Source organism: Nocardioides szechwanensis (genome assembly GCF_900103935.1).
GTDB lineage: Bacteria > Actinomycetota > Actinomycetes > Propionibacteriales > Nocardioidaceae > Nocardioides > Nocardioides szechwanensis.
Genome location: NZ_FNIC01000007.1, coordinates 43,280 through 69,583, shown reverse-complemented (window position 1 = coordinate 69,583; position 26,304 = coordinate 43,280). Strand labels below are relative to the sequence as shown.

Sequence of the window (26,304 nt, the reverse complement as noted above, 5' to 3'; positions counted from 1 at the left end):
AGCTGTGTCACTGCGGCGGGTGATGGGTACCGGAGGACATGACTTCGACCGATGCCATCGTGCTGCTCAAGACTGACCACAAAGAGATCCTGAAGACGTTCACCGCCTTCGAGAAGGCCGGCGAGAACGCCCACAAGGAGAAGGGCCGGCTCGTCCAGAAGATGATCGAGCTGCTCACCGTGCACACCTACATCGAGAACGAGGTGATGTACCCCCGCGTCCGCGAGCTGCTGCCCGAGGTCGAGGATGACGTCCTCGAGTCCTACGAGGAGCACCACGTGGCCGACGTGCTCGTCATGGAGCTCTTCGGCATGAAGCCGGACGCGGAGCGCTTCACCGCCAAGACCACCGTCCTCATCGAGAATGTGCGCCATCACATCGAGGAGGAGGAGGACGAGTGGTTCCCCAAGGTGCGCGAGGGTCTCGGCCGCAAGGTGCTCCAGGACATCGGCGCGGAGATGCTGGAGGCCAAGAAGAAGGCGCCGCGCTCGCCGGCCCAGCCCAGCGCTCTCAAGAAGACCATCGATGCTGTGATCGCCTGAGCCCGACGCCTCGATGACCGATGCCCTGGTCTACCTCGTAGCCGGGCTGTGCCTGCTCCTCGCGGTCATCCTGCCCCAAGCCCTGCGCTCGCTCGCGGTCTCGGCACCCATGGTGCTGGTCGGGATCGGCCTGGTGATCGGGCTGTTCCCGATCCCGGGCGAGTTCTCCCTCGACCCGGTCGACGACCGGACCGTGATCCTGCACGTCACCGAGCTGGCCGTGCTCGTCGCCCTGATGGGGGTCGGGCTGGCCCTCGACCGTCCGCTGCGGCTGCACAAGTGGCGCACGTGGACCAGCTGGTCGGCCACCTGGCGCCTGCTGGCCGTGGCGATGCCGGTCTCGATCGCGGCCGTCGCGCTCCTCGGCTGGGCCGTCGTCGGCCTCGGGCCGGCCGCTGCGCTGCTCCTCGGAGCCGTGCTCGCGCCGACCGACCCCGTGCTCGCCTCCGACGTCCAGGTGGGCGGGCCGATGCTCGCCGACGACCTCGAGGAGCTCGAGGAGGGGCTGGCCGAGGAGGACGGCGACACCGCCCAACGGCTCGACGAGGTGCGGTTCGCGCTCACCTCCGAGGCCGGCCTCAACGACGGGCTGGCGTTCCCGTTCGTCTACCTCGCGATCCTGATCGCGGCCGGCGGCTTCGGCCTCGCGGACGCCGGTGAGTGGCTCGGCTGGTACCTCGCCGGCAAGGTCGTCATCGGCGTCGTCGTCGGCATCGCCGCCGGCTGGGCGCTGGGCAGGATCGCGTTCCGCTCCAACCGGCCGTCGCTCCGCCTCGCCGAGCAGGGCGAGCCGCTGCTGGCCCTCGCCGCGCTGCTGGCGTCGTACGGCGCCGCGGAGCTGGTCGGCGGCTACGGCTTCCTCGCCGTCTTCGCCTGCGCGATGGCGATGCGGGCCTCGGAGCGCGCCCACGACTATCACCGCGCCATGCACGAGGTGATCGAGCGGCTGGAGCGGCTGTTCACCCTGGCGGTGCTGCTGTTCCTCGGCATCGCCACCACCCGCGGCCTCCTCAGTGACCTGACCTGGTCGAGCGTGCTGGTCGGGGTCGCCTCGATCTTCGTCATCCGGCCGCTGGCCGGCTGGGTGTCGCTCGCCGCCTTCCCCCGGGCCGAGGACCGCCCCGGTGGGATGGACCGCGGCGACCGGATGGCCGTGGCCTTCTTCGGCGTACGAGGTGTGGGCTCGCTCTACTACCTCGCGTACGCCGCCGGCGAGGCCGAGTTCGACTCGCTGCCGTGGCTGTGGTCGACCGTGGGGTTCACGATCGTCCTGTCGGTCCTGGTGCACGGCGTCTCGGCGAAGCCGTGGCTGGCCCGTGTCGACGCACGGCGCGGAGCGGAGGGTCCCGGTCTCGCGAACCGGCAGCAGGGTGGCTGACGTACGTCCGCCCCGGATGGGTACCGGCGCGTCATGACGACCTATCTCGCGAGCCGCGTCACCGCGGCCGCCTCGGCGGCGTACGGCGCCTACTGCCTCGCCAAGCCCCAGCACCTCGGCCAGGCCCTGAAGGCGGACCTGGCGGAGATGCCGGCCTACCGGGACCTCGCGTTCACGTACGGCGGGCGCGACCTGGCGATCAGCCTGGCGGCGCTCGGCGGGCGCTCACCTGCGGTGGTGCGGACGGCGGTCGGGCTGAGGATCGCGATGGACCTCACCGACTGCGTCACCCTGTCGTCCTCGACCAACGACCGCGGGCTGCGCACCAAGGTCATGGCGATCACGCTCGGGTGGGCCGCCCTCAACGCGGCGGCCCTGCTGCTGGACGAACGGACCTGATCAGGCCGCGTGCTGCTGGGCGTTGAGCTCCTGGCGCAGCTTCGCGAGGACCCGGGTGAGGCGGCGCGAGATGGTCATCTGGGTGACTCCCAGGGCGTCGCCGATCTGCTGCTGGGTCATGCCCTCGCCGTAGGCCATGGCGAGCAGGCGCAGCTCGTCGCGGTCGAGACGGCGCAGCACCGGTGCGAGCAGTACCCGCGCCTCCGCCGCGTTGAGCGCACCCTCGTCGTCGATGGTGAGGAAGTCGCTGAGCGACTCGAGGCTGTCGGCCTCGACGGCCTGGTCGATGGAGATCGGCTGGAAGCACACCCCGGCACCCAGCGCCTCGACGACGTCGTCGACCTTGAGGTCGAGCCGCTCGGCGATCTCGCTGGGAGTGGGGGAGCGGCCGTGCTCGGTGCCCTGCTTGTGGGCCTCGATGACGCGTGACTGGATCTCCTGGATGCGGCGCGGCGGACGGATCGTCCAGCCGTGGTCGCGGAAGTAGCGCTTGACCTCGCCGGTCATCGTGGGCACGGCGTAGGACAGGAAGTCTCGGTCCATCGTGTGGTCGAACCGCTGGGCGGCGCGGACCAGTGCCAGGCAGGCGACCTGCTCGAGGTCCTCGATGGCGACGCCGCGGTTCTGGTAGCGGCGGGCGATGGCGTGGGCCACCTGGATGTTGAGGGTGACGACCTGCTCGAGCAGGACCTCCCGCTCGGCCTCGTCGGCCTCAGAGACGAGCGCGAACAGGCGCGCCGTCTCACTGCTTCGTACGTCTCGCGGGACTGTGCGCCCGAGTGTGGAAATCGTCATGGGCTCCCTTTGTCCGTGTCTATCGAGAGTGTCGGACCCCGCCCGTGACCGGCACACCCCGCCGGGTGAAGGGTCCTGATCGCCCGTTTGGCGCCCTACGAGACGCGGTCGAAACGGGCGACGACGCCGCGCTCGCCCTCGCGGATCTCGACCAGGTCGAGCGCGGTCCCGGCCGCCTCCGTGGCCAGCTGCCGGGCCTGTTCCGGGGTCCCGAGCTGGATCAGCACGTGGCCCCCGTCGGCGGTGCTCCCGGAGGCGACGCGCAGGCACTGGCGCGCGACCGTGAGGCCGTCGTCGCCCCCGTCGATGGCAAGCAGCGGGTCCTCGGGAAAGCGACCGGTGTCGGCGGCGGGCACCCAGGGCGGGTCGGCGATCACGACGCCGAACTCCTCGCCGGGAGGTACGACGTCCGCGAGGTCGCCGCAGCGCACCTCGACGTCGGCGTCTAGTCCGGCGAGCGCGGCGTTGTGCCGGGTGAGCTCGCACGCGGCCGGGTTCAGGTCCACGCACACGAGCGGGCGGCTGGCCAGGGAGACGGCCAGGAGCCCGATGTGGCCGGCGCCGGCGCAGAGCTCGAGCACCCGCCCGACCGGTGACCCGGGGATCAGCTCTGCCGCCCATCGCGACTGCATCGCGGTCCACGGGCGCGGCTCCAGCACCCGGGCGTCGTACTCGATAGTCAGGTGGCTGAACGCCATGCGCTCTCTCGTGTCGCGCGTCATGCCCACCGGTGCCCCCTCGGCTCGCACATATGCAACGGACTCTCAGCCCATGGTCAGCGGCGGTCGCGCAGCATGGCCACGCCGGCCCACACGGCCAGTGGCACGCCCACGAGCAGGATCAACACCACCATCCAGTCGCTATCGGACATGCGCGATCCGGCTGCTCAGGGAGCGGTTGAGCCGGCGCTCCGAGCCGATCACGGCGAAGCGGGCGGAGACGTATCCGCCGAGCACGCCGATCAGCACGGAGAGCGCGATCGCGAGGATCATGAGCAGTGGCCAGTCAAGACTCAGCATGAGGTCTCCCTGAGGTAGGTGACTTCCGGATGCCCACGCGGGCGACGTACCAAACCGAGAGTCGGCAGAACCACCCATCCGGGTGAGGTCCCGTGAGTGGTACGCGAGCGTGTAGAGTCGCCTCGTCATGACGCGTCAGCTTCTCCTTCGCTGCCGCAGCGAGGTCTGAGCCAGAGCCGGACCCCCTCGCTGCGGAGTGAGTGCGTGCGACCGGCCGCCCCACAGCCCGACCGCGAGGACCATGACCATGCATGAGAACAACCCCCAGCAGCCCAGCCCGATGTCGTTCGGGCGCTACGAGCCGTTCACCCCGGTCGTGCTGGGCGACCGCACCTGGCCGGACAAGACCATCACCCAGGCGCCGCGCTGGTGCGCCGTCGACCTGCGTGACGGCAACCAGGCCCTGATCGACCCGATGTCGCCGGCGCGCAAGCTCGCCATGTTCAAGCTGCTCGTCCAGATGGGCTACAAGGAGATCGAGGTCGGTTTCCCGAGCGCCAGCCAGACCGACTTCGACTTCGTGCGCCAGCTGATCGACGAGGACCTGATCCCCGACGACGTGGTGATCCAGGTGCTGACCCAGGCCCGCGAGGAGCTGATCGAGCGAACCTACGAGTCGATCCGCGGCGCGAAGCAGGCGATCGTCCACCTCTACAACTCCACCTCCACGCTGCAGCGGCGCGTGGTGTTCGGGCTCGACATGGACGGCATCGCCGACATCGCGGTCCAGGGCGCGCGGCTGTGCAAGAAGTTCGAGGAGTCCATCCCCGAGACCACGGTCTTCTACGAGTACAGCCCCGAGTCCTACACCGGCACCGAGCTCGAGTTCGCCGTACGCGTCTGCAACGAGGTGCTCGAGGTCTTCGAGCCGACCGCCGAGAAGCCGGTCATCATCAACCTGCCCGCGACCGTCGAGATGGCGACGCCCAACGTCTACGCCGACTCCATCGAGTGGATGAACCGGCACCTGGCCCACCGGGAGCACGTCGTGCTCTCGCTGCACCCCCACAACGACCGGGGTACGGCGGTGGCGGCGGCCGAGCTGGGCTACCTCGCCGGGGCCGACCGGATCGAGGGCTGCCTCTTCGGCAACGGCGAGCGCACCGGCAACGTCTGCCTGGTGACCCTGGGCCTCAACCTGTTCAGCCAGGGTGTCGACCCGCAGATCGACTTCTCCGACATCGACGAGGTCCGGCGCACGGTGGAGTACTGCAACCAGCTGCCGGTCGCCGAGCGCCACCCCTACGGCGGCGACCTGGTCTACACGGCCTTCTCCGGCTCCCACCAGGACGCCATCAAGAAGGGCTTCGAGGCCATGGAGCGCGACGCGGCCGCCGCAGGCGTCCCGGTCGACGAGCAGCCCTGGGCCGTGCCCTACCTGCCGATCGACCCCAAGGACGTCGGCCGCACCTACGAGGCGGTCATCCGCGTCAACAGCCAGTCCGGCAAGGGTGGCGTGGCCTACATCCTCAAGGCCGAGCACAAGCTCGACCTGCCGCGCCGCGCGCAGATCGAGTTCAGCCGCGTCATCCAGCAGCGCACCGACGCCGAGGGTGGCGAGGTCTCGCCGGAGGAGATCTGGGAGGTCTTCTCCTCGGAGTACCTCACCCGCGAGGTGCCGCTGCGGCTCAACTCCGTGCACACCAGCTCGGCGGCCGGCGAGAAGGACGCGCTCACCGTCAACGTCTACGTCGACGGCCAGGTGCGCACGCTCGAGGGCGCCGGCAACGGGCCGATCGCCGCGTTCGTCAACGCGATCAACGAGCTTCCCCGCGACGGCCACGGCGGCAGCTTCGACGTCCGCGTCCTCGACTACCACGAGCACGCGCTCTCGTCGGGCGGCGACGCCATCGCGGCGGCGTACGTCGAGTGCGCGGTCGGCGACGAGATCCTGTGGGGCGTGGGGCTGGACGCCAACATCGTCACCGCCTCGCTGAAGGCCGTGGTCAGCGCCGTCAACCGTGGCGCGAGGAGTAGCGTCGAGGCATGAGCAGCGAAACCGAGAGCTACGGGGACTACAGCGTCGACGACGAGGACCAGCTCCAGCCGGGAGACTCGTTGAGTGGCGACGACGTGGCCGACATCCTGGACCGCGGCTACTCCCCGCCCGAGCACTACTCGGCGGGGCAGGGCTTCGGGAACACGCCGTACGAAGAGGCGACGGGGGAGAGCCTCGAGCAGCGGATTCGCCAGGAGGAGCCCGAGCCGGACCCCTACGCCGAGCGTGCCTCAGGAGTCGACGACGGCCCGAGCGAGGCCGATGAGTTCCTCGACGACGGTGAGGTCGGCGACGTGCGCGCCGGACGTCTCGTCGACCCCGACGAGGGCACCGGTGAGGACTCCGAGAAGGACCTCATCGGCAACGACGTCGGCATCGACGGCGCGGGCGCCTCTGCGGAGGAGGCAGCCATGCACGTCGTCCCCGACTCGGACTACTGATCTGACGTTGACCCGCCCGAAACTTTCGGGCGGGTCAACGTGTGTCAGCGCTTGCGGAGGCCGCAGACCGCGGGGCCCTCGAGGACCTCGCCGTCGGAGCCGAAGCGGGAGCCGTGCAGCGGGCAGTCCCAGCTGCGCTCGGCGTCGTTGAAGCGGACGATGCCACCCAGGTGCGTGCAGACGCCTGAGACCTGGGTCGTCCGGCCGCCCTGGGTGGACTCGGCGGTGGGGGCGCCCACGTGGTCGAAGCGCACGCGGCCGCTGCCCTCCTCGGGCGTACCGCTCGCCGGCCGTAGCGGGCGCACCCAGCTGCGGGTCATCTCGAAGCCGACCTCGCCGTTGATGCGGAGCCCATCCAGTACGCCGCGCAGCTCGTGCCGGCTCCAGGTCCGCATCACGCGCGCCCACTCCTGGTGGCCGCCGAGGATCTGCCCGCTCAGGGCGAGCGCAGCGGCGACGCCGTTGGTCATGCCCCACTTGGAGTAGCCGCCCGCGACCAGGATCTCGTCGTGACCCGGCACCAGCGGCCCGGCATAGGGCAGTGCGTGGATGGGCACGTAGTCCTGCGCCGACCACGCGTGGGTCTCGGTGGCGCCGGGGAAGTGCTCGTGGGTCCACTGGCGCAGCTCGTCGAGCCGCGTGGACTCCGGGGCACCTCGTCCGGTGGTGTGGCCGGCGCCGCCGACCAGCAGCAGGTGGCCGTCGCTCGCGGGGGCGTCGCGCAGCGAGCGGGACGGGGCGTCGGCGGAGAGGTACATGCCGTCGACCGCCTGGGTCGCGGTGCGGAAGGCCATCCCGTAGGAACGCGCGGGGTGCGCCCGGGCGAAGAACGCGCCCCGGTCGAGGATGGGCATGTTGGTCGCGACGACGAGCCGGTCCGCGGTGACCGTGCCGGCCTCGGTCTCGACCGTGACCCAGTCGTCCGAGCGCACCTTGACGACCCGGGCGCCCTCGACGATGTCGGCGCCGTGGTCGCGCGCCTGCTGCGCCAGCGCCTCGAGCAGCTCGATCGGGTCGAGCTGGAGCTGGTCGTCCAGCCGGACCCCGCCGGCCGTGGGGTAGGGGAGGTCGAGCTCGTCGAGCCAGACGGCGCCGAGGCCGGCCTGCTGGGCGAGGGCGAGCTCACGCTGGACGGAGGTGCGGCCGTGCTTGCTGTGGGCATAGGTGTACGCCGGGCGGCGTTGGACGTCGACCCCGTGGTCGTCGCAGAACCGCGCGACCCAGGCCTGCGCCTCGGTGTTGGCGTCGACGTAGTCGCGCACCAGGTCGGTCGAGTGCCGCTTGGCGACCTGGGAGAGCTGGGTGCCCTGCAACAGGCTGACCTTCGCGGTGCTGCGGCCGGTGGTGCCGTGACCGACGTACTCCGCCTCGAGGACGGTGACCGACTTGCCGGCTCGGGCCAGGAGCAGCCCGGTGGTCAGGCCGGTGATCCCGGCCCCGACGACCACGACGTCGGCGTGACCCTCCACGGGCTGCTGCTCGACCAAGGTGCGCAGGTGCCGGTCCTGCCAGAGGGAGACGAGTGCCATGCCCCCCGGTCCCCGTGCCCTCACAAATGATGCGGTTATCCAGATCTCACGTTGACCCGCCCGAAACTTTCGGGCGGGTCAACAAGGAGCGCGGTCAGTTTCGGGCGGGTCAACGACGACGGGGGTTGAGACGCCCGAGCCGGTGGTGGAGGAGGGCGGCGCGGGCGGCGTTGAGGCCAGGGGCGCCGTGGACGCCACCGCCGGGGTGGGCGGAGGCGGAGCCCAGGTAGAGACCGGGTACGCCGGTCTCGGGACGCCCCAGGAGACCGGGGACCGGGCGCAGGAAGAGCTGCTGGTGGAGCTGGGCGGTGCCGCCGTTGATGGCGCCACCGACGAGGTTGGCGTTGCGGGCCTCGAGCTCGCGGGGCCCGAGCACCCGGCGTGCGCGGACCCGGGAGCCGAAGCCGGGGGCGAGCCGCTCGATGCGGGCCTGCATCCGGTCGGCGAAGCGCTCGCAGTCCGAGGCGTCCCAGACGCCGCGTACGCCGCCCTCACCGGCGTCGCGCACCGTGCGATCGGGCTGCGGGACGTGGGTGTAGGCCCACAGGGACTCGGTGCCGGCGGGGGAGCGGGTGGGGTCGGAGGTGGTCATCTGACCGGCCAGCAGGAAAGGGCGGGCGGGGATGACGCCGGCCGCCACCTGCCCGAGGGCCTCAGTCATCTCGGAGACCGAGTCGGCGACGTGGAACGTGCCCGGGGCGTGGGCCGGCGGGGAGGCCCACGGGAGGGTGCCGTCGAGGGCCCAGTCGACCTTGACCGTGCCCGGGTCGAGCTGGAAGTCGCGCATCCCGCGGTTCACCCGGGCCGGCAGGTGGGCGGCGTCGACGAGCCCGCCGAACAGGCGGGTGGCGCTGACGTCGGCGACCACGGCCCGCCCGGCGTCGTAGCGCCGGCCGTCGGTCGTGATGACGCCCACTGCGCGACCGTGCTCGACGACGACGTGCGCGACCTCCGAGTCGCAGAGGATCTCGCCACCGAGCGACTCCAGCCGCCGCGCCAGCGCCTGGCTCAGCCGGCCGGCGCCGCCCTCGGGCACCGGGAAGCCCACGGTCTGGCCAAGCATCGTCAGCAGCAGCCCGAACACCCCGGAGCCGGGGGCGTCGAGCGGCAGGTCCGCGTGGCCGGCGTTGCCCGCGACCAGCAGGCCGGCGGACTCGCCGCCGAAGCCACGGCGTCCCAGCTCCATGGCCGGCGTGAGCAGCGTCTTCACGAGGTCGAGGCCGCCGGCTCCGCGCAGCCGCGTCAGCAGGGAGAGCCCGGGCCGCACCGGGGGGAACGGCGAGACCAGGGCCGAGACGAGCGGGTCCCCGATCCGGTCCCAGACAGCGCAGAGGTCGAGCCAGGCGTCACCGTCGCCGGGGTGCTGCTCGTCCATAAGCCGGGCGGTCACCTGGCGGTCGCGGTGCAGCAGCGCCCACCGGCCGTCGGGCAGCGGGTGGCCGAGCACCGCCGGCGCGTGCCGCCACGCGAGGCCGTGCTCCTCCAGCCCGAACGCCGCCAGCCCGCGCGAGGAGGCGGCCAGCGGGTAGAACGCGCTGAACGTGTCGTGCACGAACTCCGGGTCGAGCTCGCGGTCGCTTCGTACGGCGCCGCCCACCTCGGTCTGCGCCTCCAGGAGCAGCACCGACCAGCCGGCGTCGGCCAGTTTGTTGGCCGACGCCAGACCGTTGGGTCCGGCTCCGACGACGACCGCGTCGTACCTCACTACTACCGGCGCTCGCACAGGTAGGCGAGGCGGCGCAGCGCCTCGACGTTGCGCCACTTGAGCATGGGGTCTTGCAGCGGCTTGGGGAGCAGGGCGGCCGGCCCGGAGGTGGCGTTCTCCTCCATCACGATCCGGGTCTCGGCCCCCACGGGCTCCAGGTGCAGGACGACCGTCGCCTCGCCGGTCGGCCAGGCCCGGGCCTGCAGCTTCAGCATCCGCAGCGGCCGGCACTCGAGCACCTCGGTGCTGTCGTCGATGAGGGCCGGCCAGGAACCCACGGAGTGGTGCAGCTGGGCGCCCACCTCGGGCCAGGTCTCGTCGACGTCGCGCATGCGGGACGCGCCCACGACCCACAGCGGGTAGAGCCAGCCGTCGCTGAGGATCTCCCAGACCTTCTCCGGGGTCGCCTTCATCACTCGTTCGTTGGTGCTCATGCGTTGCTCCTCAGGGTCGGGAGGACATCGCGACCATAGGCCTCGATCATCTCGCGGAAGTGGGGGCCCATGTTTGCGACGTAGACCTCGTCGAAGCCGGCGTCGCGGTAGTCGTGGAGCTGCTGCAGGTGCTTGGCGATGTCGGGGCCGGCCACCACGCTCTCGGCCGTCGCCTCACGGGTGACCAGGGTCGAGGCCTGCTCGAAGTGCCGCACCGACGGCAGCACCTGCGCCAGCTCGGCGGGCAGCCCGGCGGTGGCCCAGAGCCGGTGGGCCTGGTCGATGCCCTCGTCCTCGGTCGCCGCCCATGCCACCTTGCAGCCGGCCTGGGCGGGCTTGCCGCCGGTGGCCTCCTTGAACTTGCTCACCATCTCGGCGTCCGGCGACGTGGACATGAATCCGTCGGCGAAGCGGGACAGGTCGTCGACCGCCTTGGGACCGAAGCCGCTGACGTAGATCGGCGGCGGGCTGTCGGGGCGCGTGTAGATGCGCGCGTTGCTGACCTCGTAGTGCCGTCCACGGGAAGTGACGAAGTCGCCCTCCCAGAGGCGGCGAATCAGGGCGACGGCCTCCTCGAGCATCTCCATGCGCACGTCGTACGACGGCCAGACGTCACCGAGGACGTGCTCGTTGAGAGCCTCACCGGTGCCGACCCCGAGCGTGAACCGACCCTCGAGCTGCACGGCCGCGGTTGCGGCGGCCTGCGCGATCACGGCCGGGTGGATGCGCACCGTCGGGCACGTCACCGCCGTGGTGACCGGCAGCGTGCAGGCCTGTGAGAGGGCGCCGATCACGCTCCACACGAACGGGCTCTGACCTTGCTCGTCGTTCCACGGGTGGAAGTGGTCGCTGATCCAGAGCGCCTCGAAACCGGCGCGCTCGGCGAGGACCGCCTGCTCGACCAGCTCGGCGGGTGTGTACTCCTCGGAGGACAGGAAGTAGCCGATCTTCATGACGGGGGGTACTCCTCGTTCTTGAGTAACCTAGCCAGGTGTACGGCGTTGGCTGCGGCGGTCTGCGTGGTGCCCACGGTCTTCTCGGGGCTGGGGTCGAGGTCCTGGTAGTCGGTGCTCTGCATGGCCTCGCCGACCCAGTAGGTCCCGGCGGCGGCCGGGATGCTGAACCCGGTGTCGTTGAGCGCCTGGAGCACCTCGGCCACGGTGTGGTGCGCGCCGTCCTCGTTGCCCACGACGGCGACGATGGCGACCTTGCCGAAGGTGAGCATCCGGCTCTCGGCGTCGGTCTCGCTGAGCTCGGCGTCGAGCCGCTCCAGGACCATCTTGCAGACCGACGCGGGCTGCCCCATCCAGATCGGGGTGGCGATCACCAGGATGTCGGCGTTCAGCATCTTCTGCCGCAGCGCCGGCCACTCGTCCCCGTCGCCCTCGTCGGTGCTGACGCCGAAACGGACCCGGTGGTCGACCACGCGGACGACCTCCCCGGTCACGCCGTGGGACCCGAGCGCGTCGAGCACCTGGGTCCCGAGGAGGACGGAGCTGGACTCGGCGGGCGATGGCTTGAGCGTGCAGGACAGGACGAGCGCGGTCAGGTTGGACATGCCCCGCCGGTGCCCAGGTCGGTGGGTGCCATGCACCCGGATCCGCTCAGGCGCTTGCCTGCAGCTCGTCGTCCTCGCCGATCTCGCTTCGCAAGGTGGCGAGGACCCGGGTGAGCAGGCGCGAGACCTGCATCTGGGTCACTCCCAGGTCCTGGCCGATCTCCTCCTGGGTGAGGTCGTCGAAGAAGCGCAGGTGCAGCACACGTCGGTCGCGCTCCGACAGGCGGCTGACGACGGGGGCCAGGGTCAGCCTGGCCTCGCTGGCCGACACCTCACCATCTGTGCCCGGCAGCAGGTCGCCGATGCTGGTCGCGGAGTCCGAGGCGACCGGCTGGTCGAGTGAGGCCGGCTGGAACGAGCCGAAGGCCTCGCACGCCTCGCGGTACTCGTCCTCCGTGATGCCCAGCCGCTCGACGATCTCGGCCGTGGCGGGGGTGCGACCGAGCTCACCCTCGAGGGTCTCGATCGCCTGGTTGACGCGCCACTGGAGCTCCTGGATGCGGCGCGGGGGCCGCACCGTCCAGCCGCGGTCGCGGAAATAGCGCAGCAGCTCGCCGCGGATGGTCGGTACGGCGAACGTCAGCAGGTCGTTGCGGGTGGCCGGGTCGAAGCGGCGTACGGCCTTGGTCAGGCCCTCGTAGGCGACCTGGCGCAGGTCCTCGCGGTCGACGCCGCGGTCGTAGTAGCGGGAGGCGACCGACTCGGCGACACCACGGTTGATCACGATCACCTCGTCGAGGATCGTGCGGGCCTCGGCGGTGTCGGCGGTGGCAGTGGCAGCGGCGAGCAGCGCCGCGGTGCGCTCGCTGCGCTGTGCCCTGGTGAGCCCGCGATCGCCGTCGAGAAGACGCGGTCGGCGCGAGGTCATGGGTGAGACGGTCATCAGGGATCTCCTTGCCGAGTGTGAGGGGTTCCCCATCCCTTTCGACGTTAGGTCGGGCTCGCCGTCGACCCGCACACCCCAAGGGGTGGCGGCTGAAAATCACCCGGAAGGGTGGCTGGATCGCGGGACGTTCCTGGATTGGCCGGTCGTCCGCCCGGGTACTGCTTGGTCATGATGCTTCCGAAGCCGCGGGGTCCCCTGAGCGCGGCGGTGTTCGAGTCGATGCGCGCCCTGCCCACGGAGCCGGTGGCCCGCACGCATCCGGAGGCCGACGAGCCGGAGGACGCGGCGATCACCTTGTGGGCGTTGTACGAGCTGTCCTACCGCGGATTCGACGACGTCGACGAGACCGCCGAGTGGGACCCCGACCTGCTGGCCGTGCGACGGCCGCTCGAGATCGACCTCGAAGGCCGGCTCCGTGCGCGCTGGGAGTCCTATGCGAGTCCCCACGAGGTGACCGCCGACTTCAGTGCCGACTTCTTCGCGCTCGTCGCCGCCCACGACGGCCGCTCGCTCGCGCGCTTCGTGCAGACCGAGGCCGACGAGCAGCAGGTGCTCGACCTGCTGCGACTGCGGTCCGTCTACCACCTCAAGGAGTCCGACCCCACGGCATGGGTGGTGCCCCGGCTGCCGACGGCGTCGAAGGCAGCCCTGATGGAGCTCCAGTACGACGAGTACGGCTGCGGCGACCCCAACCGGGTGCACTCGCACCTCTTCGCCCGGGGTCTCGAGGCGATCGGTCTGCGCTCCGAGTACGGCGCGTACGTCGACGACGTGCCGCTGGAGATCCTCGAGCAGAACAACGCGATGTCGCTGATGGGGCTGCACCGCCGGCTGCGCGGTGCGGCGCTCGGTCACCTGGCGGCGTTCGAGGCGACCAGCTCGATCCCGTCGCGGCAGCTGTCGCAGGGGATCGCGCGGCTCGGCCTGGCACCGGACATGGCGGCGTACTACGACGAGCACGTCGAGGCCGACGCCGTGCACGAGCAGCTCGCGGTGCGCGCGATCTGCGGCGAGCTGCTGGCGGTCGAGCCGGAGCTGCGCGACGACATCTACTTCGGGGCGTTCACGTGCCTCGACCTCGAGGACCGGCTGGCCGAGCAGCTCCTGGCCCGCTGGGGGGCGGCGACGTGACCGACGTACCGACGTATCCGCACGCGGACGTCGTGCTGTGCCCTGGTGGCCCGCTGCTGCTGCGGGGCAAGCACGTGATCGAGGACTCCAGCGGCGAGCTGCACGAGACCACCCGCCGGGTCACCGCGCTGTGCCGCTGCGACAAGTCCGCGAAGAAGCCGTGGTGCGACGGCACGCACAAGCTGCTGCCTGAGAAGCTCACGCCGTCCTGACGAGTAGATTGCGGCCATGCTCGTCTCTGAACGCATCGGTCAGTTCTTCGTGGAGAGCGAGAGCGGCCGGGACCGCCTCGAGTACACCGAGTACGGCGCCGGCGACGCCTGGGTGGTGCTGCTCCACGGCCAGCTGATGCCGCGCCGGATGCACCAGCCGCTGGCGCGGGCGCTGGCCGCGGAGGGCCTGCACGTCGTGACGCTCGACCTCCTCGGGCACGGGCGATCCGACCGCCCGGCCGACCCGCTGCTCTACTCCATGACCGCCTTCGGCGAGCAGGTCGTGGCGCTGCTCGACCACCTCGGTGCGCCCCAGGCCGTGGTCGGCGGCACGTCGCTGGGTGCCAACGTCTCCCTGGAGGTCGCGGTCATCGCGCCCGAGCGGGTCCGTGGCCTGCTCATCGAGATGCCGGTGCTCGACAACGCGCTCGAGGCCGGGATCCTGGCGTTCGCGCCGATCCTCTTCTCGGCGCGGTTCCTGCCGTTCACGATCAACGGCGTACGCCGCCTGACCCGGCCGATCCCGCGCGGCATCGTGCCGTTCTGGGCCGGGATCGCGCTCGACACCCTCGACCAGCGCGCCGACTCGATGGCGGCCGTGGTGCACGGGCTGTTCTTCGGCCGGATCGCGCCCTCGTCCAAGCAGCGCCGGGCGATCCGCGCCCCTGCCCTAGTCGTGGGGCATCCGTCCGACCCGATCCACCCGGCGGCCGACGCGGAGATGCTCGCCGACGAGCTGCCCAACGCCACGTTCGTCAACGCCCGCAGCATCCTGGAGTGGCGGCTGTGGCCCGACCGGCTCAACCGCGCCGCGGTCGGCTTCGCACTCGGGTGCTGGAAGACGCCGCGTCGGAGCCGCCGTACCGCCAACTGACAGGCACACTAGGGAGGTGCCTCTCTACCGCGACGAGGCGATCGTGCTGCGCACCCACAAGCTGGGGGAGGCCGACCGCATCATCACCCTGCTGACCCGTCACCACGGGCGGGTGCGCGCGGTCGCCAAGGGGGTACGGCGGACCACGTCGAAGTTCGGCTCCCGGCTGGAGCCGTTCACCCACGTGGACCTGCAGCTCGCGGAGGGCCGCAACCTCGACATCATCACGCAGGCCGAGACCAAGTCGGCGTTCTCTGCCGGGCTGGGGGCCGACTACGAGCGCTACACCGCGGGCACCGCGATGCTCGAGACCGCCGAGAGGCTGGTCTCGGAGGAGAAGCAGCCCTCGCTCCAGCAGTTCCTGCTCCTGGTGGGCGGCCTGCGCGCGATGGCGGCCGGCGAGCGCAACCCCGGCCAGGTGCTCGACTCCTACCTCCTGCGCTCGCTGTCGGTCGCCGGGTACGCCCCGTCCTTCGACGCCTGCGCCCACTGCGGCATCGAGGGCCCGCACCGCTGGTTCAACCCGTCGATGGGCGGGATGCTGTGCACCACCTGCCGGCTGCCCGGCTCGGCGAGCCCGTCGCCCCAGGTGATCGCCGTGCTCGGCGCCCTGCTCGCCGGCGACTGGCCGGTCGTCGAGGCGGCCGACCCGCGCCAGCTGCGCGAGGCGAGCGGGCTGGTGACGGCGTTCCTTCAGTGGCACCTCGAACGAGGCCTGCGCTCGCTGGAGCACGTCGAGCGATAGCGTCGCCCCCGTGAAGCGAGCCGTCCGCCGACCCACGCCGCACCCCTCGGGTGCCCGGCCGCCGGCGATCCCGAAAGACCTGGTCCCGGCACACGTCGCGATCGTCATGGACGGCAACGGCCGCTGGGCCAAGGACCGGGGCCTGCCGCGCACCAAGGGCCACGAGCAGGGCGAGAGCTCGCTGTTCGACGTCGTCGAGGGGGCCATCGAGATCGGCGTGAAGGCGGTCTCGGCCTACGCGTTCTCGACCGAGAACTGGTCGCGCTCGCCCGACGAGGTCAAGTTCCTGATGGGCTTCAACCGCGACGTGATCCGGCGCCGGCGCGACGAGATGCACGAGCTCGGGGTCAAGGTCCGGTGGGCCGGGCGCGCGCCGCGGCTGTGGAAGTCGGTGATCCGTGAGCTCCAGGTCGCCGAGGAGCTCACCAAGGACAACGACGTCCTGACCCTCACCATGTGCGTCAACTACGGCGGCCGCGCCGAGCTCGCCGACACCGCCCGCCGGATCGCGCAGGACGTCGCGGCCGGGCGCCTCAAGGCCGACAAGGTCGACGAGAAGACCTTCGCGCGCTACCTCTACGTGCCCGAGCAGTCCGACGCCGACCTGGTCTGGCGCACGTCGGGGGAGCAGCGGTTGTCCAACTTCATGCTGTGGCAGGCCGCCTACAGCGAGCTGGTCTTCACCGACATCCTCTGGCCCGACGTCGACCGCCGCGCGCTGTGGCAGGCGATCGAGATCTACGCCGGCCGCGACCGCCGCTACGGCGGCGCGGAGCCGAACTTCACCAGGTAGGACCGGGCGGGGTCTCAGCCGGCTGTCGAACGCAGGAACCAGTCGATCTCGCGGTATTCGTCGGCCATCTCCGCGGGGTGGTCGACGACGTCCTGGGAGGTGCGGGTGTCCTCGAGCGGGATCGGCTCGGGGAGTGCGGCGAAACGGTCGTTCAACATCGGTCACCTCCGGTCGGGTCTCCAGCGTACGCTGCAGCACCCGCGGCGCCAGGGCCGAATGGTGTGTTTCCGGCGCCGAGGGTCTGTCGGGTCTGCCAGGGTGTGCTGGGCGGGAGAGGGTGACGTGCATGTCGGTGAGGGAGGCCAACGCGGGTCACGGTGACCTGACGGCGGGCTCGTGGGCACGCGACCGGTTCGCGGATCCGCGGGCCGCCCAGTCGGTGTGTGCGGCGCTGTTCGCCCTCGACCTGGTGCTCCGCTTCGCCGGGGAGGCAGTCAGCGGACCGTGGCCACGCACGGGTGCGGTGATCGTCGTCGCCCTCACCCTGGTGACGTACGTCGTGCCCTGGAGCCGGATCCCCGGCTGGGTGCCGGTGGTGGTCGCACTGGGTGACCTGGCCGCCATGGGGCTGAGCCGCCTGGACGACACAGGCGGTGGCACGGGCATCCTGATGGTGCTGCCCGCCCTCTACCTCGGGCGCTACTTCGGACGCCCCGGTGTCCTCCTCACCGTGGTCGGCGGTGCCCTGCTGGTGAGCCTGCCCGGCCTCCTGTACTTCCAGGGCGACGGGCCCAACCTGTCCCGCAGCGCGCTCAGCCTCGCCGTGGCGGCCCTGGCGTCCTTCGCCATGGCCGAGGCGGTCACTCGTCTCCAGCTCCAGCAGCGGGTCTCGGCGGCGATCATCGAGAGCGTCGACGTGGGGCTGATGCTGCTCGACGAGCACGGCACCTACCAGGCGATGAACCGCCGCCACCTGGACTTCATGCACCTCGCCTTCCCCGACGGCCACGCCGGGAAGGCCGGCCAGCTCGGACTGGTCTACGGGCTCGACGGGACCACCCTGGTCCCCACGGAGGAGATGCCGACCTACCTCGCCGCGCACAGCCACGAGTTCGACGACGTGCGGATCTGGGTGGGCGACGACCCGGTGACCCGGCGGGCGCTCTCGGTCTCGGCGCGCGTCGTACGAGACGACGCGGGCAGGTTCGCCGGGGCCGCCCTTGCCTACAAGGACGTCACCGACTTCATGCGGGCACTCGAGGTGAAGGACGAGTTCGTGTCGTCGGTGTCCCACGAGCTGCGCACCCCGCTCACCTCGATCCACGGCTACGCGATGCTCCTGCTCGAGCGCGACGACCTCCCCGCGCAGGCGAGGGCGCACCTCGAGGTGGTGGTCCGCAACACCGACCGGCTGCAGCGGCTCGTCGGCGACCTGCTGCACGCCGTCCAGGTCGACGAGGACGCGCTCCACTTCGAGCGGGTCGAGACCGACCTGACCCAGGTCGTCCGGCAGGCGGTGCTCGCCGCGGAGCCGGCCGCGCGCGCCTGCCAGATCACCCTGCGGGTGGAGGCGCCGCCGCGGCTGCCGCTCAAGGTCGACCCGCAGCGGATCGCCCAGGTGGTCGACAACCTCGTCTCCAACGCCGTGAAGTACACCCCGGCCGGAGGTGAGGTCGTGGTGCAGGTCGGGATCGACGCCAACCGGGTGGAGATCGCGGTCAGCGACACCGGGGTCGGCATCGACGCGGCCGACCGCGACCGCCTGTTCACCCGGTTCTTCCGGGCGCGGCAGGCCGCGGAGCAGTCCATCCAGGGCGTCGGTCTCGGGCTCAACATCACCCGCAGCATCGTCGAGGGCCACGGCGGCCGGATCGACGTAGAGAGCGAGGTCGGCCGCGGCAGCACCTTCCGGGTACGGCTGCCGCTCAGCGGGTCACCCGACCTCGGGCCGAGCAGCCCCCACGGCACCGGCTGACCTCAGGACCCCAGGAGACCGACGGCCTCAGCGGCAGGAGGGGCAGGTGCCGAAGATCTCGAGGGTGTGGCTCACGTCGCCGTAGCCGTGCTCGCCGGCGATCGCGCGGGTCCAGCGCTCGACCGCCGGGCCCTCGACCTCGACGGTGGCGCCGCAGTCGCGGCACACGAGGTGGTGGTGATGGGTGTCGGAACAGCGGCGGTAGATCGCCTCGCCGTCCTCGGTGCGGAGCAGGTCGACCTCGCCCGCGTCCACCATCCGCTGGAGGGTGCGGTAGACCGTCGCCAGGCCGACCGGGTCGCCGCGGTGGGCGAGCAGCTCGTGGATGTCCTGGGCCGAGCGGAAGTCCTCGAACGACGACATCGCGGCGGCCACGGCCAGTCGCTGCTTGGTCGGGCGCAGTCCGGGCTCAGTGCTCGTCATAGTGCCTCCCGTGGGGCGCGTGGCGATGGCCGTCGTGGACGTAGTCGACGTGGTCGCCGTGCTCCACCGCGGCGTGACCGCAGTCGGGTCCGTGGTCGTGGGGGTGCTCGTCGGTGACCTGGTGCTCGATGGGCGGGTCGCTCGCGAACGGCTCGTTGATCCGGGCCCGGTGGCGCAGCCAGGCGCCGATCGGCCAGGTGACCACGAACCCGGCGAGCGACAGCAGCACGATGGTGGGGCCCGGCTGGACGTTGGCCCCGAACGGCGCGAGCGCCGCGATCACGAGCCCGCCGAGGGAGGCCAGGGTGCCCAGCGCCATGGCCGCGCCGAGCGTCGTACGGAAGGAGCGGGTGAGCTGCTGCGACGTCGCCACCGGGACGACCATCAGGGCGGACACCAGCAGCAGCCCGACCGTGCGCATCGCGACGGTCACGCTGACGGCGGCCAGCACGGCGACCAGGACGTTGTAGAACCTGACGTTGAGGCCCGCGACCCGGGCGAACTCCTGGTCCTGGGAGACCGCGAAGAGCTGCGGGGCCAGGCCCACGCAGGTGGTGATGACCAACGCGGCCAGGCCGATCGTGATGAGTACGTCGGTCGCGGAGACCGTCGTGATCGAGCCGAAGAGGTACTGCTGGAGGCTCGCCGCCGACTGTCCGGCCAGGCCGGTGATGAGCACGCCGCCGGCGAGGCCGCCGTAGAAGAGCAGGGCCAGGGCGACGTCGCCGTTGGTGTGGCCGCGCTCGCGGATCACCTCGATCAGGACGGCGCCCAGGATGGCGACCAGCACCGCGGTCCAAGTGGGGGAGGTGCCGGTGAGCAGGCCCACCGCGACGCCGGTGACGGCGACGTGACCGAGACCGTCGCCCATCAGGGCCAGGCGGCGCTGGACGAGGTAGGTGCCGACGGCCGGTGCCGCGAGGCCGGTGAAGAGCGCGGCGATCAGCGCCCGCTGCATGAACGGGAGCGAGAACAGCTCGGCGGCGCTCACGGGCTGCCCTCCAGGGGTGAGGAGACGTGGGGCGCGTGGTCGTGGCGCTGCTGGCGGGGATGGTGGTGGTGCGTGTGCGGCTCGCCCAGCCACGGGTCGTGGACCTCGTGGTCGGTCAGCGGCGCACCGTCGTAGGCGACCCGGCCGTCGCGCATGACGACCGCGCGGTCGACGAGAGCGGCGAGTGGCCCGAGCTCGTGGGTGACGAGCACGATCGTGGCGCCGCGCAGCTTGAGCTCCCGGAGAGCCTCGGCCAGGGCCAGCTGGTTCGGGACGTCGACCCCCGCGGTCGGCTCGTCGAGGAAGATCAGCTCGGGCTCGCCCGCCAGTGCCCGGGCGATGAGGGCGCGCTGCTGCTGGCCGCCGGACAGCTGGGCCACGCCGTCGCGGCGCCGGTCACTCAGGCCGACCACCTCCAGGGCGTCGTCGATGGCGGCCCGGTCGGCGCGCGAGAGGCGGCGTAGTAGCCGGCGCCGGGTGAGGCGTCCGGAGGCGACGACTTCCCACACCGAGGCCGGTACGCCGGAGGTGGCCCCGGCGCGCTGCGGCACGTAGCCGATGCGCTGCCAGTCGTCGAAGTGGTCCAGGTCGGTGCCGAAGAGCCGCAGCTGCCCGTGCGCCAGCGGCCGGAGACCGGTCAGGGCGCGCACCAGGGTGGACTTGCCCGAGCCGTTGGCCCCGAGCAGGGCGACGAACTCGCCCGTCTCCACGCGCAGGTCGACCCCGCGCAGGATCGGCCGGCCGCTGATCGCGACCGCGCCGTCGGTGAGCTCGATGGGCGTCATCGGCAGCCGTTGGCTTCCTGGAGCGCCGCGAGGTTGTCGCGCATCAGAGAAAGGTAGTCGGAGGTGTCGCCCTCGGAGGCCAGACCCTCGAGCGGGTCGAGTACGTCGGTCCGGAGCCCGAGGTCGTCGGCGAGCGGCCGGGTGAAGCGGGGGCTGCCCAGCGTCTCCGAGAACACGGTGGTGATCCCCTCGTCGTCGATGAGCTGCTGGAGGTCGGCGAGGTCGCCCAGGGTCGGCTCCGCCTCGGGGGAGAGCCCGGCGACGGGGGCCAGGTGCAGACCGTACTTCGCGAGGTAGCCGAAGGCGTCGTGCGAGACGACGACGGTGTCGCGCTCGCAGTCGGCCAGCCCCTCGGCGTACTCGGTGTCGAGGGCCTCGAGGTCGGCGCGCAGGTCGGCGGCGTTGGCCCGGAAGTCGTCGGCGTGCTCGGGGTCGATCTCGGCCAGCTCCTCGGCCACCGCGTCACCGACCGCCGCCATCCGGAGCGGGTCCTGCCAGAAGTGCGGGTCGAGGTCACCGTGGTCGTGCTCCGCCTGCTCCTCCTCCGACTCCTCCTCGTGGCCGTCCTCGATCGGGAGCAGGTCGGCGGCGGTGGTCACGTCGAGCACGGTCCCGGTCGCGTTCTGGTCGATGCCGTCGTCCACTGCCGGTTGGAACCCGCCCTCGAACACGACCAGGTCGGCCTGGACGATCACCGCGGTCTCGGACACGGTCAGCTCCAGGTCGTGCGGCTCCTTGCCGGGCACAGTCAGGTTGTCGACCTCCGCGAGGTCGCCGGCGACGCGCTCTGCGGCGTACTGCAGCGGGTAGAAGGCCGTCGCCACCTGGAGCCCGTCGTCCGACTCGTCGCCGAGGGCGGAGCACCCGGCGAGGACAAGGGGAAGCGAGAGGGAGAGGGCAACCAGGTGACGACGACTCATGAGAATGATTCTCAGGCTAGTTGAGAACGGTTGTCAACTCTGTGGATGTCCTGCCTGGCGTCTAGGGTGACTCGCATGCTGGTGGTGAACAGGTTCCGGGTGCCGGAGGACGACGGCGACGCGTTCCGGGGCGACATCGAGGCGGCGTTCGCGGTGCTAGCGGCGCAGCGCGGGTATGTCGGCGGGGGCATCGGGCGCAACCTCGACGACCCCACGCTGTGGGTGCTCACCACCACCTGGGAGAACGTCGGGGCCTACCGCCGCGCGCTGTCGACGTACGACGTCAAGATGGGCGCGGTGCGCCTGCTCAGCCGGGCGATCGACGAGCCCAGCGCCTACGAGCCGGTGGAGCCGGGGGCCGTGCTCAATGTCGGGTCGGCCCGGTCGCTAGGCTGACGCCTTCCAGGACCGGCAGCCAGTCGGGACGCACAGAGGAGTTCTCCCCGTGGCACAGAAGCCCGCATCCAAGTACGACCAGGTCGTCTCCCTCAGCAAGCGCCGGGGGTTCGTCTACCCCTGCGGCGACATCTACGGCGGCACCAAGTCCGCCTGGGACTACGGCCCGCTCGGCGTGGAGCTCAAGGAGAACATCAAGCGCCAGTGGTGGAAGGCGATGGTCACCGCCCGCCAGGACGTCGTCGGCCTCGACTCCAGCGTGATCCTGCCGACCCGCACCTGGGAGGCCTCCGGCCACCTGGGCACGTTCAGCGACCCGCTCACGGAGTGCCAGTCCTGCCACAAGCGCTACCGCGCCGACCACATGCAGGAGGACTACGCCTCCAAGAAGGGCATCGAGGACCCGGACACGGTCGACCTCAAGGAGCTGGCGTGCCCCAACTGCGGCACCCGCGGCGCCTGGACCGAGCCCAAGCCGTTCAACATGATGCTCAAGACCTACCTCGGCGTCATCGAGGACGAGTCCGGGCTGCACTACCTGCGCCCCGAGACCGCGCAGGGGATCTTCCTCAACTTCGCCAACGTCGTGACCACCAGCCGACAGAAGCCGCCGTTCGGGATCGCCCAGATCGGCAAGTCGTTCCGCAACGAGATCACGCCGGGCAACTTCATCTTCCGCACCCGTGAGTTCGAGCAGATGGAGATGGAGTACTTCGTCAAGCCCGGCGAGGACGAGGAGATCCACCAGCAGTGGATCGACACGCGGATGGCCTGGTACGTCGACCTCGGCATCAACCCCGACAACCTGCGCCTCTACGAGCACCCGAAGGAGAAGCTCAGCCACTACAGCAAGCGGACCGTCGACATCGAGTACCGCTTCGGCTTCTCCCCGCGAGACTTCGAGGAGCTCGAGGGCATCGCCAACCGCACCGACTTCGACCTCACCCAGCACAGCGAGTTCTCCGGCAAGGACCTGTCCTACTTCGACCAGGCCAGCGGCGAGCGCTACGTGCCCTACGTGATCGAGCCGGCGGCCGGGCTCACCCGCTCGCTGATGGCGTTCCTGGTCGACGCCTACGACGTCGACGAGGCGCCCAACACCAAGGGCGGCGTCGACACCCGCAGCGTGCTCCGCCTTGACCCGCGCCTCGCGCCGGTCAAGGTCGCGGTGCTGCCGCTGAGCCGCAACGCCGACCTGTCGCCGAAGGCTCGCGACCTCGCCGCGGAGCTGCGCCGGTACTGGAACGTCGACTTCGACGACGCCGGCGCCATCGGCAAGCGCTACCGCCGCCAGGACGAGATCGGCACGCCGTTCTGCGTGACTGTCGACTTCGAGACCCTCGAGGACGACGCGGTCACCGTGCGCTCGCGCGACACCATGGCGCAGGAGCGGATCGGTCTCGATCGGATCTCGTCGTACTTCGCGGAGCGTTTCCTCGGTTGCTGATCGGGTCGCAGGTGCACAATGGCGCGGTGAACCGGGTACGACGCCGTGCAGGCGCCCTCTTGTCCGTCCTGGCGCTGTCCTCCGCGGCGCTGACGGGGTGCTCCGACGAGCCCGACGACGAGCCGAAGGCTGATCCCGAACCCACGGCGACCTCGACGCCGGGCTCGGCCACGGCGAGCGAGACGCCCTACCTGCCGGTGCCGGACGGCGTGGAGCTGACCGCCCAGGGCTCCGAGCTCGCGCTCGGTGACAGCGCGGTGGTCGCCTACCGGCCCCGCCAGGACGTCGTCGGGGTGCTCGGCATCACGGTCGAGCGGATCGAGAAGACCTCGTTCAAGGAGTCCTTCGCGGGGTGGAAGCTCGGGCCGGAGTTCACCGGGACGACCCCCTACTTCGTGCGCGCGACGCTGACCAACGAGGGCGAGGCCGACCTCGGCGGACGCCCCGTGCCGCTGCGCATCGTCGACAGTGCCGACCGGCTGGTCGAGCCGTCGCAGTTCAAGGGCACCTTCAAGCCCTGCCCCAGCAAGCCGTTCCCGCAGCCGTTCGGTTCCGGGGACTCGCGCACCGTGTGCCTGGTCTTCCTGGCCCCCGAGGGCTCCGAGCTCGAGGCGGTCAGCTTCCGGCCGTCGCAGGAGTTCATCCCGATCACCTGGACCGGCACGATCACCAAGCCGCTCCCGGACAAGCCCACGGGCAACAAGGGCAAGGGCGACAAGGGCAAGGGCGACCAAGGCAACTAGGAGGACGCAATGACGCGCACCCGACGACTGGCAGTGGGGCTCGGTGCCCTGCTCCTGACCGGTGGGCTCACCGCTGTCCCTCCCGGCTCGGCCGTGCCCGCGCCCGAGGTGTCGCGCGAGACGGTCGTCGCCACCTCGTTGGCGAAGGGCCCGCGTCCGGCGGTCGCCTACCTCGAGGGTCGCAGCCTGCACCTGCCGTCCGGGGCGGTCCAGACCCTGCCGTTCCCCGCGTCGCACGCTCGCGAGCTCTCGTTGCTCGGGCCGAGCCCGCGCGGCTGGGTGGTCGTCGACACCACGGGCCTGACCGCCAAGCTGTTCCGCGTGAGGGGTGGCACCGCCACCAAGTTCTGGTCGGTGGGCGACCACTCGGCGTACTCCTGGCGGCTGGGGGTCAACGGGCGCCGGGTCATCCAGCTCTACGTCGACCGCAGCGCGATCTCCTACGCCGTCGTCTTCGACCTCGACGGCCGCAACAAGAAGTCGATGCGCTTCAACGGCTATGGCAGCGTGCTCGCGTTCACCGGCGACCGCGCCGTCGTCTCCGCCAACAAGACCTGGGACTGGGTGGTCGGCTCGCCCAAGTCGGCCATCTCTCCCGACGCCAGCCCGGCGGCCGACATCCGCAAGAACATCCTGTTTGTGCCGGCCACCGGAGATGGCTACGGCCCGACCACGCTGGGCCTGCCCGACGCGGCCGAGTGGAGCGCCGACTTCCTGCCGCGCCAGGTCTCGACCGCCGGGTCCTACGTCGTGGGCTACAGCTTCGACGGCAAGCGGATCCAGGTGCGCGACATGGTCAACGGGGTCCTGGTCCGGTCGATCCGGACCCAGCACCCGTACGGCGCACCGCTCTTCTGGGAGAGCGACGCCAAGCTGATGTTCGTGGTCGCGACCTCCCGGGGGCGCGCAGTGGTGCGGTGCGGGGTGAGCGGCCCGTGCAAGCGGGCGACGCCGTGGGTCCCGCGCGGGCGGCGGATCACGGTCTCCTTCTCGCAGGAGTACTTCGGCGCGTAGGAGGGTTCCGTCGGTTTGGGCGGTCGCGGCGCCAGGTCCGACAATGGGCGGATGCCTGCCGCACCCACGTCGTTGACCCTCGGGTCCCTGCGCGTCGACACCCCCGTGGTGCTCGCGCCGATGGCGGGCATCACCAACGCGGCCTACCGCCGACTCTGCCTGGACCAGATGCGGACCCAGGGCGCGTCCGGTCTCTTCGTCTGCGAGATGATCACGTCGCGCGGTCTGGTCGAGCGCGACGACACCACGCTCAAGATGCTGGTCTTCGACGAGCTCGAGACGGTGCGCTCGGTGCAGCTCTACGGCACCGACCCGGTCTACGTCGGCAAGGCGGCCGAGATCCTCTGCGGTGAGTACGGCGTGGCCCACATCGACCTCAACTTCGGCTGCCCGGTCCCGAAGGTCACCCGCAAGGGCGGGGGAGGCGCGCTCCCGTGGAAGCGGGGGCTGCTCGGCCAGATCCTCGAGCACGCCGTCGCCGCAGCCACGCCGTACGGCGTCCCGGTGACGATGAAGACCCGCAAGGGCATCGACGACGACCACCTGACCTACCTCGACGCCGGCCGCATCGCGCAGGAGTCGGGCTGCGCGGCGATCGCCCTGCACGGCCGGACCGTCGCCCAGTCCTACTCCGGCCAGGCCGACTGGGGCGCGATCGCCGCCCTCGTCGACCACGTCGACATCCCGGTGCTGGGCAACGGCGACATCTGGGAGGCCGCCGACGCGCTGCGGATGGTCGAGGAGACCGGGGCCGCGGGAGTGGTCGTGGGCCGCGGGTGCCTGGGGCGGCCGTGGCTCTTCCGCGACCTCGCGTCCGCGTTCGCCGGCGAGCCCACCGCGACCCTGCCGACGCTCGGCGAGGTGGCCGCGATGATGCGCCGGCACGCCGAGCTGCTGTGCGAGCACATGGGGGAGGAGCGCGGCTGCAAGGAGTTCCGCAAGCACGTCTCGTGGTACCTCAAGGGCTTCGCGGCCGGGGGCGAGCTGCGTCGCTCCCTGGCGATGATCGACACGCTCGCGACCCTCGACCGGCTGCTCGCCGAGCTCGATCCCGACGAGGCCTTCCCGCTCCAGGCGCTGGGCTCCCCGCGCGGCCGACAGGGCTCGCCGCGGCGCGTGGCGCTGCCGGACGGGTGGCTCGACGACGCCGACGGGACCGACGTACACCTGCGCGAGGACGCCTCCGAGACCGACGGAGGGTGACCGGGAACACCCCAGGATTCCTGGTGCG

The 26,304-nt window shown here is 71.2% G+C and carries 30 protein-coding genes; 16 read left to right on the top strand and 14 right to left on the bottom strand.

What is annotated here, in order from left to right; translation table 11 throughout:
• The first annotated feature begins 38 nt into the window (after positions 1-38).
• From BLR90_RS16070 to BLR90_RS16060, 3 genes are read left to right on the top strand one after another with little or no spacing between them, the layout of a single operon-like run.
• Positions 39-542 carry a hemerythrin domain-containing protein gene (locus BLR90_RS16070; protein ID WP_091026249.1) on the top strand — a complete coding sequence of 168 codons (504 nt, stop codon included), beginning with the start codon at positions 39-41 and terminating at the stop codon, positions 540-542.
• A 13-nt stretch (positions 543-555) separates the two neighbouring features.
• On the top strand, positions 556-1,920 hold the full coding sequence (locus BLR90_RS16065) for a cation:proton antiporter domain-containing protein (RefSeq protein ID WP_091026248.1): 1,365 nt from the start codon (positions 556-558) through the stop codon (positions 1,918-1,920).
• A gap of 33 nt (positions 1,921-1,953) precedes the next feature.
• Entirely contained in the window at positions 1,954-2,319 is a 366-nt protein-coding gene (locus BLR90_RS16060) for a hypothetical protein (RefSeq protein ID WP_091026247.1), read from the top strand.
• Here BLR90_RS16060 and BLR90_RS16055 read toward each other — a convergent pair whose 3' ends face one another.
• The 3 genes from BLR90_RS16055 to BLR90_RS21100 form a co-directional block, all read right to left on the bottom strand.
• Positions 2,320-3,114 carry a sigma-70 family RNA polymerase sigma factor gene (locus BLR90_RS16055; protein ID WP_091026246.1) on the bottom strand — a complete coding sequence of 265 codons (795 nt, stop codon included), beginning with the start codon at positions 3,112-3,114 and terminating at the stop codon, positions 2,320-2,322. It abuts the gene before it with no gap.
• Between the two features lie 95 nt (positions 3,115-3,209).
• Complete coding sequence (locus tag BLR90_RS16050; RefSeq protein WP_218029402.1) at positions 3,210-3,812, bottom strand: methyltransferase; 603 nt, start codon at positions 3,810-3,812, stop codon at positions 3,210-3,212.
• Between the two features lie 162 nt (positions 3,813-3,974).
• Positions 3,975-4,133 carry a hypothetical protein gene (locus BLR90_RS21100; protein ID WP_170254306.1) on the bottom strand — a complete coding sequence of 53 codons (159 nt, stop codon included), beginning with the start codon at positions 4,131-4,133 and terminating at the stop codon, positions 3,975-3,977.
• A 241-nt stretch (positions 4,134-4,374) separates the two neighbouring features.
• Here BLR90_RS21100 and leuA point away from each other — a divergent pair, with 241 nt between their 5' ends.
• Entirely contained in the window at positions 4,375-6,123 is a 1,749-nt protein-coding gene (leuA, locus tag BLR90_RS16045; protein WP_091026244.1) for a 2-isopropylmalate synthase, read from the top strand.
• Positions 6,120-6,572 (top strand): DUF5709 domain-containing protein, encoded by a 453-nt coding sequence (locus BLR90_RS16040; protein ID WP_091026243.1) that lies wholly within the window; start codon positions 6,120-6,122, stop codon positions 6,570-6,572. Before leuA ends, BLR90_RS16040 begins: the two co-directional genes overlap by 4 nt.
• 44 nt (positions 6,573-6,616) lie before the next feature.
• Here BLR90_RS16040 and BLR90_RS16035 read toward each other — a convergent pair whose 3' ends face one another.
• From BLR90_RS16035 to BLR90_RS16010, 6 genes are all read right to left on the bottom strand, one after another.
• Positions 6,617-8,101: an FAD-dependent oxidoreductase gene (locus BLR90_RS16035; RefSeq protein WP_091026242.1), complete on the bottom strand. Its 1,485-nt coding sequence runs from the start codon at positions 8,099-8,101 to the stop codon at positions 6,617-6,619.
• A 109-nt stretch (positions 8,102-8,210) separates the two neighbouring features.
• Positions 8,211-9,806, bottom strand: a complete 1,596-nt coding sequence (locus BLR90_RS16030) for a phytoene desaturase family protein (RefSeq protein WP_245715354.1) — start codon at positions 9,804-9,806, stop codon at positions 8,211-8,213.
• Positions 9,807-9,808: 2 nt separating this feature from the next.
• On the bottom strand, positions 9,809-10,240 hold the full coding sequence (locus BLR90_RS16025; RefSeq protein WP_091026240.1) for an SRPBCC family protein: 432 nt from the start codon (positions 10,238-10,240) through the stop codon (positions 9,809-9,811).
• Positions 10,237-11,193, bottom strand: coding sequence for a TIGR03557 family F420-dependent LLM class oxidoreductase (locus BLR90_RS16020; protein ID WP_091026239.1), 957 nt, complete (start codon positions 11,191-11,193; stop codon positions 10,237-10,239). The genes BLR90_RS16025 and BLR90_RS16020 overlap by 4 nt, the downstream gene beginning before the upstream one ends.
• Positions 11,190-11,798 (bottom strand): flavodoxin family protein, encoded by a 609-nt coding sequence (locus tag BLR90_RS16015; RefSeq protein ID WP_091026238.1) that lies wholly within the window; start codon positions 11,796-11,798, stop codon positions 11,190-11,192. The genes BLR90_RS16020 and BLR90_RS16015 overlap by 4 nt, the downstream gene beginning before the upstream one ends.
• A 46-nt stretch (positions 11,799-11,844) precedes the next feature.
• Positions 11,845-12,681 (bottom strand): sigma-70 family RNA polymerase sigma factor, encoded by an 837-nt coding sequence (locus tag BLR90_RS16010; protein ID WP_091026237.1) that lies wholly within the window; start codon positions 12,679-12,681, stop codon positions 11,845-11,847.
• Positions 12,682-12,852: 171 nt separating this feature from the next.
• Between BLR90_RS16010 and BLR90_RS16005 the strand changes: the two genes are divergently transcribed.
• The 5 genes from BLR90_RS16005 to BLR90_RS15985 are packed head-to-tail and all read left to right on the top strand — an operon-like array spanning position 12,853 to position 16,439.
• Positions 12,853-13,815 (top strand): iron-containing redox enzyme family protein, encoded by a 963-nt coding sequence (locus tag BLR90_RS16005; protein WP_091026236.1) that lies wholly within the window; start codon positions 12,853-12,855, stop codon positions 13,813-13,815.
• Positions 13,812-14,027, top strand: coding sequence for a CDGSH iron-sulfur domain-containing protein (locus BLR90_RS16000; RefSeq protein WP_091026235.1), 216 nt, complete (start codon positions 13,812-13,814; stop codon positions 14,025-14,027). The genes BLR90_RS16005 and BLR90_RS16000 overlap by 4 nt, the downstream gene beginning before the upstream one ends.
• 16 nt (positions 14,028-14,043) lie before the next feature.
• Positions 14,044-14,901, top strand: a complete 858-nt coding sequence (locus BLR90_RS15995; RefSeq protein WP_170254305.1) for an alpha/beta fold hydrolase — start codon at positions 14,044-14,046, stop codon at positions 14,899-14,901.
• 16 nt (positions 14,902-14,917) lie between these two features.
• The gene (gene recO / locus BLR90_RS15990) at positions 14,918-15,646 is read left to right on the top strand and encodes a DNA repair protein RecO (RefSeq protein WP_091026234.1); all 729 of its coding nucleotides are present in this window, start codon (positions 14,918-14,920) and stop codon (positions 15,644-15,646) included.
• A gap of 10 nt (positions 15,647-15,656) precedes the next feature.
• The gene (locus BLR90_RS15985; protein WP_091026233.1) at positions 15,657-16,439 is read left to right on the top strand and encodes an isoprenyl transferase; all 783 of its coding nucleotides are present in this window, start codon (positions 15,657-15,659) and stop codon (positions 16,437-16,439) included.
• A 14-nt stretch (positions 16,440-16,453) separates the two neighbouring features.
• Here BLR90_RS15985 and BLR90_RS21095 read toward each other — a convergent pair whose 3' ends face one another.
• On the bottom strand, positions 16,454-16,597 hold the full coding sequence (locus BLR90_RS21095; protein ID WP_170254304.1) for a hypothetical protein: 144 nt from the start codon (positions 16,595-16,597) through the stop codon (positions 16,454-16,456).
• Between the two features lie 128 nt (positions 16,598-16,725).
• Here BLR90_RS21095 and BLR90_RS15980 point away from each other — a divergent pair, with 128 nt between their 5' ends.
• Positions 16,726-18,354, top strand: coding sequence for a sensor histidine kinase (locus BLR90_RS15980; RefSeq protein WP_091026232.1), 1,629 nt, complete (start codon positions 16,726-16,728; stop codon positions 18,352-18,354).
• A gap of 27 nt (positions 18,355-18,381) precedes the next feature.
• Here the strand turns inward: BLR90_RS15980 and BLR90_RS15975 are convergent, their stop codons facing one another.
• The 4 genes from BLR90_RS15975 to BLR90_RS15960 are packed head-to-tail and all read right to left on the bottom strand — an operon-like array spanning position 18,382 to position 21,473.
• The gene (locus BLR90_RS15975) at positions 18,382-18,777 is read right to left on the bottom strand and encodes a Fur family transcriptional regulator (protein WP_091026231.1); all 396 of its coding nucleotides are present in this window, start codon (positions 18,775-18,777) and stop codon (positions 18,382-18,384) included.
• Positions 18,764-19,768 (bottom strand): metal ABC transporter permease, encoded by a 1,005-nt coding sequence (locus BLR90_RS15970; protein ID WP_245715353.1) that lies wholly within the window; start codon positions 19,766-19,768, stop codon positions 18,764-18,766. Before BLR90_RS15970 ends, BLR90_RS15975 begins: the two co-directional genes overlap by 14 nt.
• Positions 19,765-20,553, bottom strand: a complete 789-nt coding sequence (locus BLR90_RS15965; RefSeq protein ID WP_091026230.1) for a metal ABC transporter ATP-binding protein — start codon at positions 20,551-20,553, stop codon at positions 19,765-19,767. The genes BLR90_RS15970 and BLR90_RS15965 overlap by 4 nt, the downstream gene beginning before the upstream one ends.
• Positions 20,550-21,473, bottom strand: a complete 924-nt coding sequence (locus tag BLR90_RS15960; RefSeq protein ID WP_091026229.1) for a metal ABC transporter substrate-binding protein — start codon at positions 21,471-21,473, stop codon at positions 20,550-20,552. Before BLR90_RS15960 ends, BLR90_RS15965 begins: the two co-directional genes overlap by 4 nt.
• Positions 21,474-21,548: 75 nt before the next feature.
• On the opposite strand from BLR90_RS15960, the gene BLR90_RS15955 reads away from it, so the two are divergent.
• From BLR90_RS15955 to dusB, 5 genes are read left to right on the top strand one after another with little or no spacing between them, the layout of a single operon-like run.
• A complete protein-coding gene (locus BLR90_RS15955; RefSeq protein WP_091026228.1) occupies positions 21,549-21,869 on the top strand; it encodes an antibiotic biosynthesis monooxygenase family protein in 321 nt (106 codons plus the stop codon).
• Positions 21,870-21,918: 49 nt separating this feature from the next.
• Positions 21,919-23,316, top strand: a complete 1,398-nt coding sequence (locus BLR90_RS15950) for a glycine--tRNA ligase (RefSeq protein WP_091026227.1) — start codon at positions 21,919-21,921, stop codon at positions 23,314-23,316.
• A gap of 26 nt (positions 23,317-23,342) precedes the next feature.
• The gene (locus BLR90_RS15945) at positions 23,343-24,059 is read left to right on the top strand and encodes a hypothetical protein (protein ID WP_143016238.1); all 717 of its coding nucleotides are present in this window, start codon (positions 23,343-23,345) and stop codon (positions 24,057-24,059) included.
• A gap of 9 nt (positions 24,060-24,068) precedes the next feature.
• Positions 24,069-25,073 carry a hypothetical protein gene (locus BLR90_RS15940; RefSeq protein ID WP_143016237.1) on the top strand — a complete coding sequence of 335 codons (1,005 nt, stop codon included), beginning with the start codon at positions 24,069-24,071 and terminating at the stop codon, positions 25,071-25,073.
• 51 nt (positions 25,074-25,124) lie between these two features.
• Positions 25,125-26,276: a tRNA dihydrouridine synthase DusB gene (gene dusB, locus BLR90_RS15935; protein WP_091026224.1), complete on the top strand. Its 1,152-nt coding sequence runs from the start codon at positions 25,125-25,127 to the stop codon at positions 26,274-26,276.
• The last annotated feature ends 28 nt before the right edge of the window (positions 26,277-26,304 follow it).